The following is a 12,657-nucleotide window of genomic DNA, read 5'->3' as shown; positions in this document are numbered from 1 at the left end:
GAGCGCGGTGCGCGCGCTGTCATCGTCGGGCCGCGCGAGGGCGTCTGGGGGGCGCGTGTCCGGCGTGGAGCGGGACCCGGCGGGCGTGGGCTGGGGAGCGCGTGTATCGTTCGGCGCCTGACACGCGGCGCTGCCGCACACCGCCGCCAGCAGCAGCGCGGCGACGCGGAGGGACGCGTTCAGCAGCCGAGAAAGATGCGCGTCTCCCGCCACATCTCTTCGAGGTGTACGAGCAACTGGTGGCCGTCGCGCATGAGACGGAGCGAGACGTTGGGGCGTCCCTGGCAGAACTCGATCACGCCCTGCGGCTTGACCACGTCGTCCTGCATGCCCTGGAAGATGAGCGTGGGCACCTGCACCTGGGCGTGCGCCGCGGGATACGTGAGCGCATCGCGATAGAACTCGTAGTGCAGTTGGCGGGGGGCGTTCTCGCCGTAGTGGAAGAACTCGCGGGTGCCCGCGCGCTCCCACTCGTCCACCACGCCGCGCCCGAAGTCCTGCTGGCGATTGCGGCCGAACGTGACGGCCGGCGCCAGCAGCACCAGCTTCCCGATCGGATGCTGAGGCAACACGGGGCCGAGGCGGGCCGCCGCGTGCCAGGCGACGAAGGCGCCCAGGCTCGATCCCATCAGCGCGACGGGCCCCGGAGGGCCCTGGGCGATGACGCTCCCGACTTCCCCCAGCATGCGCGTGACGGTGAGCGTACCGAAGTCGGGCGCGTTCAGGTCGGGCGCCACCAACGGGATCCCGACGTCGGCGAACTTCTCGCCGAAGAACCGGGCCTTGGTCGACTGGGCCGACGAGGCGAAGCCGTGCAGATAGATGACGCGTGAGATCACGATGCCGGCGTTCTAGATCATGCCCTTGCAGCCGGGTCGGCACTGACAGGGGATCTCGGCGGTGCCACCGGTGTAGTAGTTGTACGACAGTTCCTCACCGGCTTCGATGGTGCGGCCGGCGCGGATCCAGATGATGCTGTCGATGATCTGGCTGTAGCAGTTGGGCTTGCACGCGTGGTTGATGAAGCGCGAGACGTTGCCGCCGAACTTCGCATCGACTGCCCAGCGATTGCTCAACTCGAAACACCAGATGCAGCCCTTCTCGAGGTAGGCCACTTCACGATCGTGGCTCTCCTTGGCCGGCACCAGTTGTCCCGAGTAGTAGATGATCCGCGTGTTCTTCGGGATGCGCTCGAGCGCGAAGACGCCCCAGCCATGCACGCCACTGCGTCGGCGTTCGATCTGCGGAAGCGGCAGGTCGTCCGGCAGCTTGACGATCTGGCCAGCGACACGGGAGCGCAACTTGATGCGGGAACCGTCGATGACGAGGGGGGCGAGGTCGAAACGAGGGGTCTTGCCGTTGGTGCTTCCCTTGCGGGACGTGGTGCGCTTGGCCAACCAGGTGCCTCCGTAAGAACTGCGGAATTGTAGCAGGCTCAGATCACGCCACGCGTCTTCAGATCGTCGAGGGTCTCGGCCGAGAGGCCCAGCATGTCGCCGTAGACCTCCGCATTGTGCGCGCCGAGTGGTGGCCCAGGCCATGTCGTGCGTCCAGGCGTGGCCGACAACTGCGGCGCGATCGCCGGGATGACCACGTCCTCGCCGGAGGCCACCGTCACGTGTTCGATCAGCCCCCGCGCCGCGAAGTGCGGATCGGTCATCTGGTCGGCCACCGAGTAGATCGGCCCGCACGGCACGTCGGCCGCGTCGAGGGTGGCGAACGCCTCGTCGTAGGGTCGCGCCGACGTCCACGCCCCGATGGCGTCGTCGATCCGCGCCGCCTGCGGCACACGCCCATCGTTGGTCGCGAGACCTGTGTCCTCGGCGAGATCGGGTCGGTTGATGGCCCGCATCAGGCGCTTGAAGATGCTGTCGGCGTTGCCGCCGATGATGATGTAGCGACCGTCGGCACACGGATAGACGTTGGTCGGCACGATGCCGCTCACCGTGGACCCGTGCCGTTCGCGGACGACGCCGGCGGTGGCGTACTCGGGCAGCGACGACTCCATCAGGTTGAAGATGGACTCGTAGAGCGCCACGTCCACCACCTGACCTTCGCCGGTGCCCTTGCCGTCGCGATGATGCAAGGCCAGCAGGAGCCCCAGCACCGCGTGCAGGCCGCCGATGGTGTCGCCCAGACTGAGATTGGCGCGGGCCGGAGGGCGATCGGGAAAGCCGTTGACGTAGCGCAGGCCCCCCATGCCCTCGGCCACCGCCGCGAAACCCGGGCGCCGCGCATACGGGCCCGTCTGCCCGAAGCCAGAGATGCGGACCATGATGATGCGCGGGTTGATGGCCTTCAGCGCCTCGTACCCGAGGCCCCAGGCCTCGAGACGGCCGGGCCGGAAGTTCTCGACCACGACGTCGCACTGCTCCACGAGCCGGCGGATCAGGGCCCGCGCCTCTTCCTGCCGGAGATCGGCGGTGATGCAGCGCTTGTTGCGCCCCATCGCGTACCACCAGAGCGCCGTGCCGTTGTGGACGTGCCGCCACGTGCGCAGGGGATCCCCGCCATCGGGGGGTTCCACCTTGATCACGTCGGCCCCGAAGTAGCCGAGCAGCATGGTGGAGAAGGGGCCGGCGATGAGTTGGCCGAGTTCGAGGACGCGCAGGCCCTCCAGCGGAGCGGTCACGGGCTCATTCTAGCGGCCTTCGTCCCTGGGCCTTGGGCCTTCGCCCTTCATCCTTCGCCCTTCTCCCCTCTCCCTTCTCCCTTCGACCGGCCGGCATTCCGGCATTCGGCATCGCGGCATTTCTGTTTACTATTCCCCCCATGGCAGCCAGCGCGAGTTTCGACATCACCTCCACGGTGGACCTGCAGGAAGTGGACAACGCCGTCAACCAGGCGCAGAAGGAGGTCGGGCAACGCTACGACTTCAAGGGCGCGACCATCGAGATCGACTTCGACAAGGTCAAGAGCACCATCACCCTGCTGGCCGACGACGACTACAAGCTGTCGGCGGTGTGGGAGGTGCTGCAGAGCAAGATGTTCAAGCGCGGCGTGCCGATCAAGAACATGAAGCTCGGCGACAAGGAGATGGCTGCTGGCAGCGCCGTCCGCCGCGTCGTCTCCCTCCAGCAGGGCATCCCCACCGAAGCCGCCAAGGCCATCGTCAAGTTCCTCAAGGACGAGGGCATGAAGAAGGTGCAGGCCACGATCATGGCCGAGCAGGTCCGCGTCAGCTCGAACTCGAAGGACGAACTGCAGGAGGCGATGAAGCGACTGCGCGCCCACGACTTCGACATCGAGTTGATGTTTGGCAATTACCGATCGTGATCGGGAACCGGGAACCGGGAACCGGGCACCGTAAACCGGGCACCGTAAACCGGGCACCGTAGACCGGGCACCGGGCATCGGGCATCGGGAACCGGGCACCGGGCACCGCACGCCGTGAACCGGGCGCTGGCTACCGCGCACACCACAGCGGGCATCGGGAGCCGCGCGGGTAGGGCCGGCTGTCCCAGCCGGCGTCACCATCACGACTCGTCCTATCTCACGAATGCGAGCGACGCGAAGGCGTCCAGGCGACGGGTCACCGTGCCTCGCGCCTGCCACAGCATCTGGCCGATCGTGCGATCGCCCCGCACGTCGTCGTCCAGCGCGCGCGCCAGCGTCGTGAGCACGTTCTCGTAGACGCCACGCACAGCTGGCAACGAGGCCATCGCGAGCCCCCGGGACAGATGCGCGCAGGCCCGACTCACGTCGGTGCGCGTGGGGTGCTCGTGCACTCGTGCCAGCACCTCGCCGATGGCCCGGAGAGCGGCATACTCCTCGCGCATCGACGCGACCTGCGCACGGGCGAGCGACCCGCGACCCGCCCACGTGCCGTCGTCGAACAGGGCGAACGTCACTCGCGCGCCGTACTCCGGCGCCGGACCCGGCACGGCAAAGCCGTCGAGCGCTGTCTGTGCCGAACGGTCCACCAGGCGAGGCCGGACGACCACATCCGTGACGGGCCGCAGCCGGGCCCCTCGATCGCGGCGCGACACCTCGGCGCCCCACGCCACCACGACCTTGCCCGACGCATTGCGCGCAACCACACGGTGCGTGGGCCTGGGCGACCAAATGCCGAATGGCGCAGGATCGACGAACTCGAGCACCAGGGGCACGGCACTCGATGCCTGCTGCGCGCGTGCCGCCGTGGCCGCCAGCATCGCCGTGAGGCCACAGGCCGCTGCCATCGCAACACGTTGTTCGCGCATGTCGCCCTCCCTGAAGTGGACGCAGGCCCAGTCTGGCGCAGTGTCGATCGGCGAACCGACCTCGGCTGACCGCGTGCCTTACGGCACTCCTGTACCGGTCTTCCGCGTCGAGTCCTTCTGCAACACGGGCAGGCGACGTTGCATGTCGAGGGAGTTCGCGACCCGCTGGCGGGCCTTCGCCACGCCGTCCTCGATCGACAGGCCGGTCGGCCGCGCCGACGATGTCAGGCGCTTCAATTCGGCGATCGTGTTCAGGAACTCGTGGTTGGCCCGCCCCTCGGGCGTGTACGGCACGCGCGCGAAGGCGAGGGCGATGTGGTCGATCAGCGCCTGCACCTGATCGCCTCCGACAGGATCGGGAAAGGCGTCGAACGCGTGGTGCAGCGCGTCGAGCGCCGCGAGACTCGACCGTGACTCCGACCGGGCCCCCTCGATCGTCTCCGGCCTCCCCACCGCGGTCCCGTCGTCGAAGAAGGCCATCGTGGGCACGAGGACGCTGCCGTCGTCGGGCCGCCATCCCGCGGCTGAGGAGCGCCGCTCCACGCCCGGTCCCCATCCCTCGATGCCGAACTGCCCGCTGCTGCCGACCAACTCCCACAGGCCATCACGGCCAGGGCGATACACGGCCAACTCGACCACGTGGATGTCGCGCGACCCGACGTTGACGATCACGGCCTGCGGTTGGCGCGTGTCGTCGGTGATTGCCCGTACCTCGACAGGCACGCCGAAGTTCGGCGGCCCCGAGGCCACGGCGAGCGTCGCGGGCGCGCCGGACGCCGGGGCCTGTACGCCGGCCCCGCTGATGCCGACCGTGACCCGAGGTGTCGCGACAGCCTGCGGCGCCGAGGAGGCCGCTCCCTCCATCCGATCCGCCCCCGCCAGCGACACGCTCGAGACCAGCGCCCCGACCACCATGCACCCACGTGCGCGAGCGAATCCGTTGGTCATGACTTACTCCTTGCGTCTGTCTACCGTCGCTCTTCCGGGGGCGGCCGCCTCCCGTCTGCTCGCGATCACTCTGCGGCCGCGACGCCTGGCGATGCCGGACGGCTCCGCCGGCGACTGTAGCCCCGCACGCTGGTGCCACGCGTCGAGCTGAAGCTCGACGCCTACAGCAGCATCCTTCGTCCTTCGTCCTTCGTCCTTCGGCGTTCGGCGTTCGGCGGTCGGCGGTCGGCGGTCGGCGGTCTCCGCCTCCCGACTCCCGGTTTCCGGTTCCCGGTTCCCGGTTCCCGAACTACGTGCGCTTGACCACCATCAACGTGATGTCGTCGAACTGCGGCGCGCCCTCGACGAACGCATCGATGGCGGCGACGATGGCATCGATGATGGTCGAGGCGGGCTGTGCGCGCTCGCGTTCGACGATGTCGGCGAGGCGCTCGGGGCCGAACTCGTCGAAGACCGCCGTCTGGGCCTCGCTCACACCATCCGAGTACAGCACCAGCACGTCACCGGCACCGAGCGTGAACGACAGTTCCTCCCACGTCATGCCCGGGAACAGGCCGAGCGGCACACCGGTGGCGCCCATCCAGATGCGCTCGCCGCTGGCGCGCAGCAGCAGCGTCTCGGTGTGGCCGCCGCTGACGTAGCGGCATTCGCCGGTGGCCGGATGCGCCATGACGAGTGCGGCGGTCGCGTACTTGCTGCCGGGCGTCGTCGCGAACAGCAGCTCGTTGGTGCGGCAGGCCAGTTCGGCCAGCGAGTCCTCGCGGCCGAGCAGTGCGCGCAGCGTCGCCTGGATCGTGCTCATGAGCAGCGACGCCGCCAGTCCCTTGCCCGAGACGTCGGCCACGCAGAACAGGCAGGCCGGCGACACGCCATCGGTCAGCGTCAGCACGTCGTAGTAGTCGCCGCCGACCTGCTGCGCCGGACGGTTCATCGCGGCCACGTCGAAGCCGTCGAGGTCGGGCAGCGTGGCGGGAAACAGCCCCTGCTGAATGCCGGCGGCCACCGCCAGCTCCTTCTCGTACTGCTTCTTGTCCAGCATCTCGCGCAGATGCCAGCAGTTGTCGAAGGCGACGACGGCCTGCGCGGCCATGCCGGCGCCGAGCTCGAGATCCGCCGACGCGTACGTCTGGCCGCCCGGCCGTGCCCCGAGCGCCGCGAACCCGCACACCTGCTCGCCACTGCGCAGCGAGAACACGACGTGCAGCTTGTGGGCCTCGAACAGCGTGCGCAGGTCGCCATCCTGCAGGTCGCTGACCAGCGACGCTTCCGGCAGGTGATGCAGCGCGTCCATGTACGTCGACAGCGGCGGCAGCTTCACGCCCTGCTGGCGTGACACGGTGCCGAACGTGTCACGGCACACCGCGATGGCGTAGCGGGTGGCCATCCACTGCCCCGCCAGCGTCAGCCCGAAGATGCGCGCGACCTCCTCGACCTCGCTGACGCGCGAGAAGGCCCGCCCGAGCTCCATCAGCGTGCGTAGTTCCTGGATCTTCCGATCGAGGTCGCGGTTGAGACGCGTCGCCTGCGCATGCGAGTGGGCGTTGCTGATGCCGGTGGCCGCAATGCCCAGCAGCGCCTCGAAGAAGCCGCGTTCCTCCTCGTCCACGATGGGCCGCGCCGGCGGCGCGGTCGCCAGCAACCCCACGGCGGGCGTCAGGCCGATCGGCATCTGCTGCGGCAGGCCGAGGGCCGATGCCCTCGCCGCGTCGAAGCGTGATCCCACCGGCGCATCGGTGACGCCGCGCGCCATGGCCACGCGCAGGCCGTCGCCGACGTCGATGGCGATGACGGCACGCGTCACCAGCAGGCGCCCCATCACGGTGCGCAGCAGGTGCTTCAGCAGGTTGTCGAGGTCGAGCGAGGCGTGGAGGAGCTGCGCCGATTCCAGGAGGGATTCGAGGCGACTGACGGAGACATGCGCCACGAGGTGCTACTTCTGGATGCGCTTGAGGAGGCGGAGGCGGTTGCGCTCGCCGGGAACGATCTCGTAGGAGACCTCGTCCATCAGCGACTTCATCACGCGCAGGCCGAGGCCCCCGGTGCGCCGGTCGTGCACCATCTGCTCGACCGGGGTGGCGGGCATCATCGTCGGGTCGAAGCCCTGGCCTTCATCCACCACCTCGATGCGAAGGGTGGCCGCGTCGAAGGTGGCGCGGACGGTCACTTCCTTGTTGCTGTCGTGCCCGTGCGCATGCTCGATGACGTTGGCGCAGGCCTCGTCCACCGCGAGCTCGAGCTTGGCGACGTCGTCGTCTCCGAGTCCGGCCTGCGAGCCGACGTTGACGACGAAATCCCTGATCAGGGCCAGATTCTCGGTGGCCGAGGGCACCGTCAGGGTCAACGTCCGCTCGAGGGAGGTCATGGCGTTCATGCCTCCCGGGTGGGGCTGGTCGTGAAGCGCTGGACGGCGTCGGGCACCGTGTCGACCATGTCGTAGATGGCCTGGAAGCCCAGAATCTCGAAGATCTGCCGAACCTTGGGGCTGAGACCACAGATCTTGAGGTCGCCGCCCTGCTCGCGGATCTGCTCGATGAACCCCATGAAGACGCCGAGGCCAGCCGATGAGATGTAGGTGAGCTTCTCGCCGTCGACGATCAGTCGTGGGCGGCTGGCGTCGAGCTCGGCCTGGATGGCCTGTTCGAACACCGGCGCGGTATGGGCGTCGAGAAAGCCCTCGAGATGTAGCACCGAGACGTCGCCTTCGGCGGACCGGTGCACCTTGAACGGGTGAGGCATCAGAATTCCTCGTCCGAGTGGCCGTTAGTGTAGACGCAAAGCTCGAGCTCGGCCACCCTTCCACCACGTATCATACGGCCGCCGATGTCCGTCATCTCAGTGCTGTCTGGTCCCGCCCTCGTCATGGCCCCCATGACCAAGGGCGGCAACCTCCCCTATCGCCGCCTGTGCCAGGCCCTCGGGGCCACGGTCACGATGAGCGAAATGGCCGTCGTCCGCAGCCTCCAGCATCGCCGGAGGGGCGAGTTCGCGCTGATCCAGCGCGCGCCCGACGAACGCTGCTTCGGCGTCCAGCTGGCCGGCCGAGCCCCCGACGAGCTCAAGTGGGGGGCCGAGCTGGTGGCCTCTCGCGGGGCCGACTTCGTCGATCTCAATCTCGGCTGCCCCATCGACGAATTCACCCGTCGGGGGCTCGGCTCGGCCCTGCTCCGTCAGCCGCGCCGCATCGAACGCCTGGTGGCCGCCATGAAGGAGGGCGCCGGGCCCGTGCCGGTGACGGTCAAGATTCGTCTCGGCTGGAATGAAGACGAGCGAAACGCCGTGGATGTTGCACGGGCGGCCGAAGCCGGTGGGGCCGACGCCCTCACGGTGCATGGCCGTACGCGCAGCGCCCGCTATCGCAACGCCGCCGACTGGGTGGCCATCGGCGAGGTCGCGCAGGCCGTGCGCATCCCCGTGGTCGGCAACGGCGACATCCTCTTTCCCGAGGACATCGCGCGTGGACGGGCCCTCTCGGGCGTCCAGGCCGTGATGATTGCCCGCGGTGCCCTGATCAAGCCGTGGATCTTCGCCGAAGCACTCGGACAGGTCGTGGACGACTCCCCCGAGGGCCGACTGGCCATCTACCGCGAATACGTGCGTCTCGCGAAGGAACACTTCGGCGACGACGAGCGGGGGCACACGCGGCTGCGGCCGTTCCTCGTGTGGCACCTGGGCCTGTGGTGCCGACACATCCCCCGCCAGGCAGATGGGTCGTACGTGCCGATGCAGGAGCGCGCGGTCTTCGCCTCGCCGAGCTCGCCGCTCGAGGCCCTGCTGGCTCGCCCCGAACCCGAGGTGCACGGCTGGATCGCCGACCGCCTCATGGCCGGCGACGAGCTGATTCCCGGCGACCTGCCGGCCGACATCGTGCCCGATCCGCCGGACGATCCGCGCGATCGCCGTGACGATCGAGACAGCCGCCAGCGTCACCCGACCGAGACTCCAGCGGCGGGGTAGGGGAAATTGCAGAAGTTCGAATTTCAGAATTGCATGACCACCACCAATCCTCGACGTGCCGAGGTGGTGGTGGTGACATTCTGAAATCTGAAATTGAGATTCTGAAATTGCCATGTCCCCGATCTCCATCTCGGTCCCGACGCGGATCGCCGACCTCGGCGGCTGGACCGACACGTGGTTCGCACAGCACGGTCTGGTCTGCCACCTGGCGGTCTGGCCCGGAGTGGACGTCACCGTGCAGCCCGTCGACGGGCCGCCCGGCGTGGTGGTGCGGCTCGGCAACTTCGCCCGAGCCTGGCGGTGGACGCCAGGGCTCGACGCGCGCGCGACGCCCGACCCGCTGATTGCGGCCTGCCTCGACGAGGCGGGGGTTCCGCCCGGCGCCTGGATCCTGGACGTGAGGTCTGACGTGCCGCCCGGCGCCTCGATGGGCACCTCGGCGAGTGTGTGCGTCGGCGTGCTGGCGGCGCTGGCACAGGTCGCAGGTCTGCCGATCGCCCCCGCACAGCTCGCACGCCGCGCCCACGTCGTCGAAACCGAGCGGCTGGGTCAGCAGAGCGGCATCCAGGACCAGTGGGCGGCGGCGGCCGGCGGCATCAACCTCATCACCATGGACGCCTACCCCCTGGCCACGCGCGCGGCGATCGCGTTGCCGCCCGGCACGGGCGCGGCGCTCGAGGCGCAACTGCTCGTGGTGCTGCTCTCCCGCGGGCATGACTCGTCGGCGGTGCACGACCTCGTCGTCCGCCAGTTGGCCGACGCGGGCCCCGACGACCCGCGCCTCGAGGCCTTGCGTCGCTGCGCGCGCGACGGCGCCGAGGCGTTGCAGGCGGGCGACCTGGCCCGCTACGGCGCGGTCCTCACGCGCAACACCGAGGCGCAGGCCGCGCTGCACCCGTCGCTGGTCAACCACGAAGCGCACGCGATCATCGCTGCGGTGACCGTACCAGACACGCTCGGCGTCAAGGTCAACGGGGCCGGTGGCGCGGGTGGATCGCTCACCGTGCTGGCGGCAACGCCCGAGGCACGCGCACGGCTCGTGGCTCGGCTGGCGGCAGACTGCCCCGGCGCGCGAGTGCTGGATGTGACACTGGCCTGAGGGATCAAGGCTCAGGGCTCACGGCTCAGGGCTCGGGAAGGGGGCTCAGGGCTCTGGGCTCAAGGCGGACGCATCGCCGAAGCCGCCAGCCTTGGTGACGATGGGCAGGTCCGGGTGACGGCCGCCGATCAGCGTCGCGGTCGCGATGCCGGGCTGTCGTTCGCCGGTCAGCCACAGGCTCCCGCATCCGAGGGCCTGACACACGGCCGACGCCGTGTCTCCGCCGGTCAGCACGAGTCCCCCGACGCGGACGCGCGCGCACACCGCAGCCACGAGGGACGCGAGCCGCGCGGCGACGACGACGGGCGCGGCAGACACGTCCGGGAGTCCTGTCGTCGACAGGACGACGGAGGGCGATGACGCGAGGGCGTCGACCACGCGCGTGATCGTCTGCGCGGCTCCTGACGGGTCGTCGCTTTCGATCGACGACACGTCCGGGCGCACCACGACCACGCCGCGTCGCTGCAGCGCGTCCACCTGCGCCGCCGTCGCGGGGTGTCGACTGCCAGCCACCACCAGCACCGGTCCGTCCTGCCAGGACACCCGCGCGGGCGATGAGGCCTGTCGGCTCGCGCCGGCGAGGGCGATCGCTCGCGCCAGCCCGGCCGAGCCACACAGCACACGCAGGGGCGACGCCAGCGCCGCGGCGGCCAGCAGCGCGAGGTCGGCGTCGTCCTCCGCGTCGGCGAGCCACAGGCGGACGCCGCGCTCCTGCGCGACACGCCCGGCAAGGTGGTCGTGCCCCTGCCGCAGGTCATCACGCGACAGCACCACCATGGCGCCGTCCGCCGCTCGCAGGAACACGGCCCGGAGATCGGAGGGGACGTCAGCCTGCCCGACGGTGGTCTGTTCGATCGGGACACCGTGCACGTACTGACGGCCGCCGACCGTCGTGCGACCCTGCGCGGGAAACGCCGGCGCGACGAGCGCGGTCCGCTCACTCAGGGTGTCCATCACGGCCTCGAGCTCGATTGCCGGATGTCCCCGCAAGGTCGAGTCGATCTTCTTGTAGACCCGCATACCATCGTCGCCCTCACGCCAGGCGGCGATACGTCTCGCGCAGTGCCGTGTGGCCTCGGCGGCAGCCTCTGGCGCCAGGGCGCGCGACTCGCTGGTGAGCACGAGGACGTCTGCGGTCGGCGGAGCCAAGGCATCCGGCGACAGCAACACCACCGTGCGCCGTCCCGCGGCCGCGAACGCGGCACCGGTGTCGGCCGCGCCGGTCAGGTCATCGGCCAGGATCGCGAGCCGCCCGGTCACGATCCGGCAGGCGTCGCCGCGCGTGCCCGCACCATCTGCAGCGCGACGTCGATGGCCGCGACGAGGCTCTCGTCTCTCGCCACGCCGGTGCCCGCGATGTCGAACGCGGTCCCGTGGTCCACCGACGTGCGAATGATCGGCAGGCCGAGGCTGACGTTGACGCCCTCGTCGAACGCCAGCAGCTTCATCGGGATGTGCCCCTGGTCGTGGTACATGGCCACGACGATGTCGTAGGCGCCGCGCACGGCGCGCAGGAACACGGTGTCGGGCGGCTGGGGGTCGGACACGTGCAGGCCGCGCGCGCGCGCATCCTCGATGGCCGGCACGATCTCACGCGCCTCCTGCGACCCGAACAGCCCGCCCTCGCCGGCGTGCGGATTGAGGCCGGCCACGGCGATGCGCGGTGTGGCAATGCCGAGCGCGCGGCAGGCCTCGGCAGCCAGGTCGATGACCTCTCCGACACGCTGCCGCGTGACGCGACCGATCGCCTCCTCGAGCGCGACGTGCGTGCTGACGTGCACCACGCGCAGCGACGGTCCCACGAGCAGCATGCTGACCTTGCCGGCCCTGGTGCGGGCCGCGAGCAGTTCCGTGTGCCCGGCATAGGCATGGCCGCCGAGGTTCATCGCCGCCTTGTTGATCGGCGACGTGACCATCGCGTCGACCTCGTGCTGCAGCGCGAGATCGCAGGCCGCGAACACGTACTCGACCGACGCCCGGCCGCTCGCCGCGCTCACCTGTCCGATCAGACAGTCGGCGGGAGGCGCGTTGGCCAGGTCCAGCACGGTGATCCGGTCGTGGTCGAACTTCGCGTCGCGGGGGTGAGGCACGACCTCGAACCGCGGCGCCGGGCCCGTGTGTCCGGCCATCTCCGCCGCCCGCTGCAGGATGCGCGTGTCACCGATGACCAGCGGCCGGCACCGCTCGTGAATGGCCGGGCGCACGAGGGCCTTGAGAAGAATCTCGGGCCCCACGCCCGCAGGGTCGCCCATCGTGATCGCCAGCAGGGGCCGGAATGGCATGGGGGATTGTAGGCTCAAGGCTCAGGGCTTTGGGCTCAGCACGGAAGGCTCAGGGCTCCGGGCTCTGGGCTCAATAGGGAAGGGCTCAGGGCTTAGGGCTCAGGGCTCAGCACGGAAGGCTTAGGGCTCCGGGCTCAGTCGTTGATGGCCAGGGGTGACCGACCTTCAAGTG

The 12,657-nt window shown here is 69.6% G+C and carries 13 protein-coding genes; 3 read left to right on the top strand and 10 right to left on the bottom strand.

The features are described 5' to 3' along the window. Positions 1-179: 179 nt before the first annotated feature. Genes Q0C41_RS05470 through Q0C41_RS05460 form a run of 3 tightly spaced genes read right to left on the bottom strand, consistent with a single transcriptional unit; the run spans position 180 to position 2,632 of the window. Entirely contained in the window at positions 180-839 is a 660-nt protein-coding gene (locus Q0C41_RS05470; RefSeq protein WP_291981675.1) for a YqiA/YcfP family alpha/beta fold hydrolase, read from the bottom strand. Positions 840-851: 12 nt separating this feature from the next. Continuing rightward, positions 852-1,397 (bottom strand): SET domain-containing protein-lysine N-methyltransferase, encoded by a 546-nt coding sequence (locus Q0C41_RS05465; RefSeq protein WP_291981673.1) that lies wholly within the window; start codon positions 1,395-1,397, stop codon positions 852-854. A gap of 38 nt (positions 1,398-1,435) precedes the next feature. Continuing rightward, positions 1,436-2,632: a CaiB/BaiF CoA-transferase family protein gene (locus Q0C41_RS05460; RefSeq protein WP_291981672.1), complete on the bottom strand. Its 1,197-nt coding sequence runs from the start codon at positions 2,630-2,632 to the stop codon at positions 1,436-1,438. A 140-nt stretch (positions 2,633-2,772) separates the two neighbouring features. On the opposite strand from Q0C41_RS05460, the gene Q0C41_RS05455 reads away from it, so the two are divergent. After that, positions 2,773-3,276, top strand: coding sequence for a YajQ family cyclic di-GMP-binding protein (locus tag Q0C41_RS05455; protein ID WP_291981670.1), 504 nt, complete (start codon positions 2,773-2,775; stop codon positions 3,274-3,276). Positions 3,277-3,488: 212 nt separating this feature from the next. On the opposite strand, the gene Q0C41_RS05450 is transcribed toward Q0C41_RS05455, so the two are convergent. The 5 genes from Q0C41_RS05450 to Q0C41_RS05430 form a co-directional block, all read right to left on the bottom strand. Beyond that, on the bottom strand, positions 3,489-4,202 hold the full coding sequence (locus Q0C41_RS05450) for a hypothetical protein (protein WP_291981668.1): 714 nt from the start codon (positions 4,200-4,202) through the stop codon (positions 3,489-3,491). A 78-nt stretch (positions 4,203-4,280) separates the two neighbouring features. Beyond that, positions 4,281-5,150: a hypothetical protein gene (locus Q0C41_RS05445; protein WP_291981666.1), complete on the bottom strand. Its 870-nt coding sequence runs from the start codon at positions 5,148-5,150 to the stop codon at positions 4,281-4,283. Positions 5,151-5,439: 289 nt separating this feature from the next. Then, entirely contained in the window at positions 5,440-7,074 is a 1,635-nt protein-coding gene (locus tag Q0C41_RS05440) for a PP2C family protein-serine/threonine phosphatase (RefSeq protein ID WP_291981665.1), read from the bottom strand. Between the two features lie 6 nt (positions 7,075-7,080). Then, the gene (locus Q0C41_RS05435; RefSeq protein WP_291981663.1) at positions 7,081-7,512 is read right to left on the bottom strand and encodes an ATP-binding protein; all 432 of its coding nucleotides are present in this window, start codon (positions 7,510-7,512) and stop codon (positions 7,081-7,083) included. Positions 7,513-7,517: 5 nt separating this feature from the next. Next, positions 7,518-7,886: an STAS domain-containing protein gene (locus Q0C41_RS05430; protein WP_291981661.1), complete on the bottom strand. Its 369-nt coding sequence runs from the start codon at positions 7,884-7,886 to the stop codon at positions 7,518-7,520. Positions 7,887-7,970: 84 nt separating this feature from the next. Here Q0C41_RS05430 and Q0C41_RS05425 point away from each other — a divergent pair, with 84 nt between their 5' ends. Beyond that, positions 7,971-9,104, top strand: coding sequence for a tRNA-dihydrouridine synthase family protein (locus Q0C41_RS05425; protein ID WP_291981659.1), 1,134 nt, complete (start codon positions 7,971-7,973; stop codon positions 9,102-9,104). 112 nt (positions 9,105-9,216) lie between these two features. Then, a complete protein-coding gene (locus Q0C41_RS05420; RefSeq protein ID WP_291981658.1) occupies positions 9,217-10,203 on the top strand; it encodes a hypothetical protein in 987 nt (328 codons plus the stop codon). Between the two features lie 45 nt (positions 10,204-10,248). Here the strand turns inward: Q0C41_RS05420 and Q0C41_RS05415 are convergent, their stop codons facing one another. Together Q0C41_RS05415 and pdxA are read right to left on the bottom strand one after the other, a co-directional pair. Continuing rightward, on the bottom strand, positions 10,249-11,463 hold the full coding sequence (locus Q0C41_RS05415) for a four-carbon acid sugar kinase family protein (RefSeq protein WP_291981656.1): 1,215 nt from the start codon (positions 11,461-11,463) through the stop codon (positions 10,249-10,251). After that, complete coding sequence (pdxA, locus tag Q0C41_RS05410; protein WP_291981654.1) at positions 11,460-12,485, bottom strand: 4-hydroxythreonine-4-phosphate dehydrogenase PdxA; 1,026 nt, start codon at positions 12,483-12,485, stop codon at positions 11,460-11,462. The genes Q0C41_RS05415 and pdxA overlap by 4 nt, the downstream gene beginning before the upstream one ends. Positions 12,486-12,657 lie beyond the last annotated feature (172 nt).

The sequence above is a fragment of the Luteitalea sp. genome, assembly GCF_022842525.1.
GTDB lineage: Bacteria > Acidobacteriota > Vicinamibacteria > Vicinamibacterales > Vicinamibacteraceae > Luteitalea.
The sequence above is the reverse complement of the archived record's forward strand: the minus strand, read 5'-3'. Positions and strand labels throughout refer to the sequence as shown.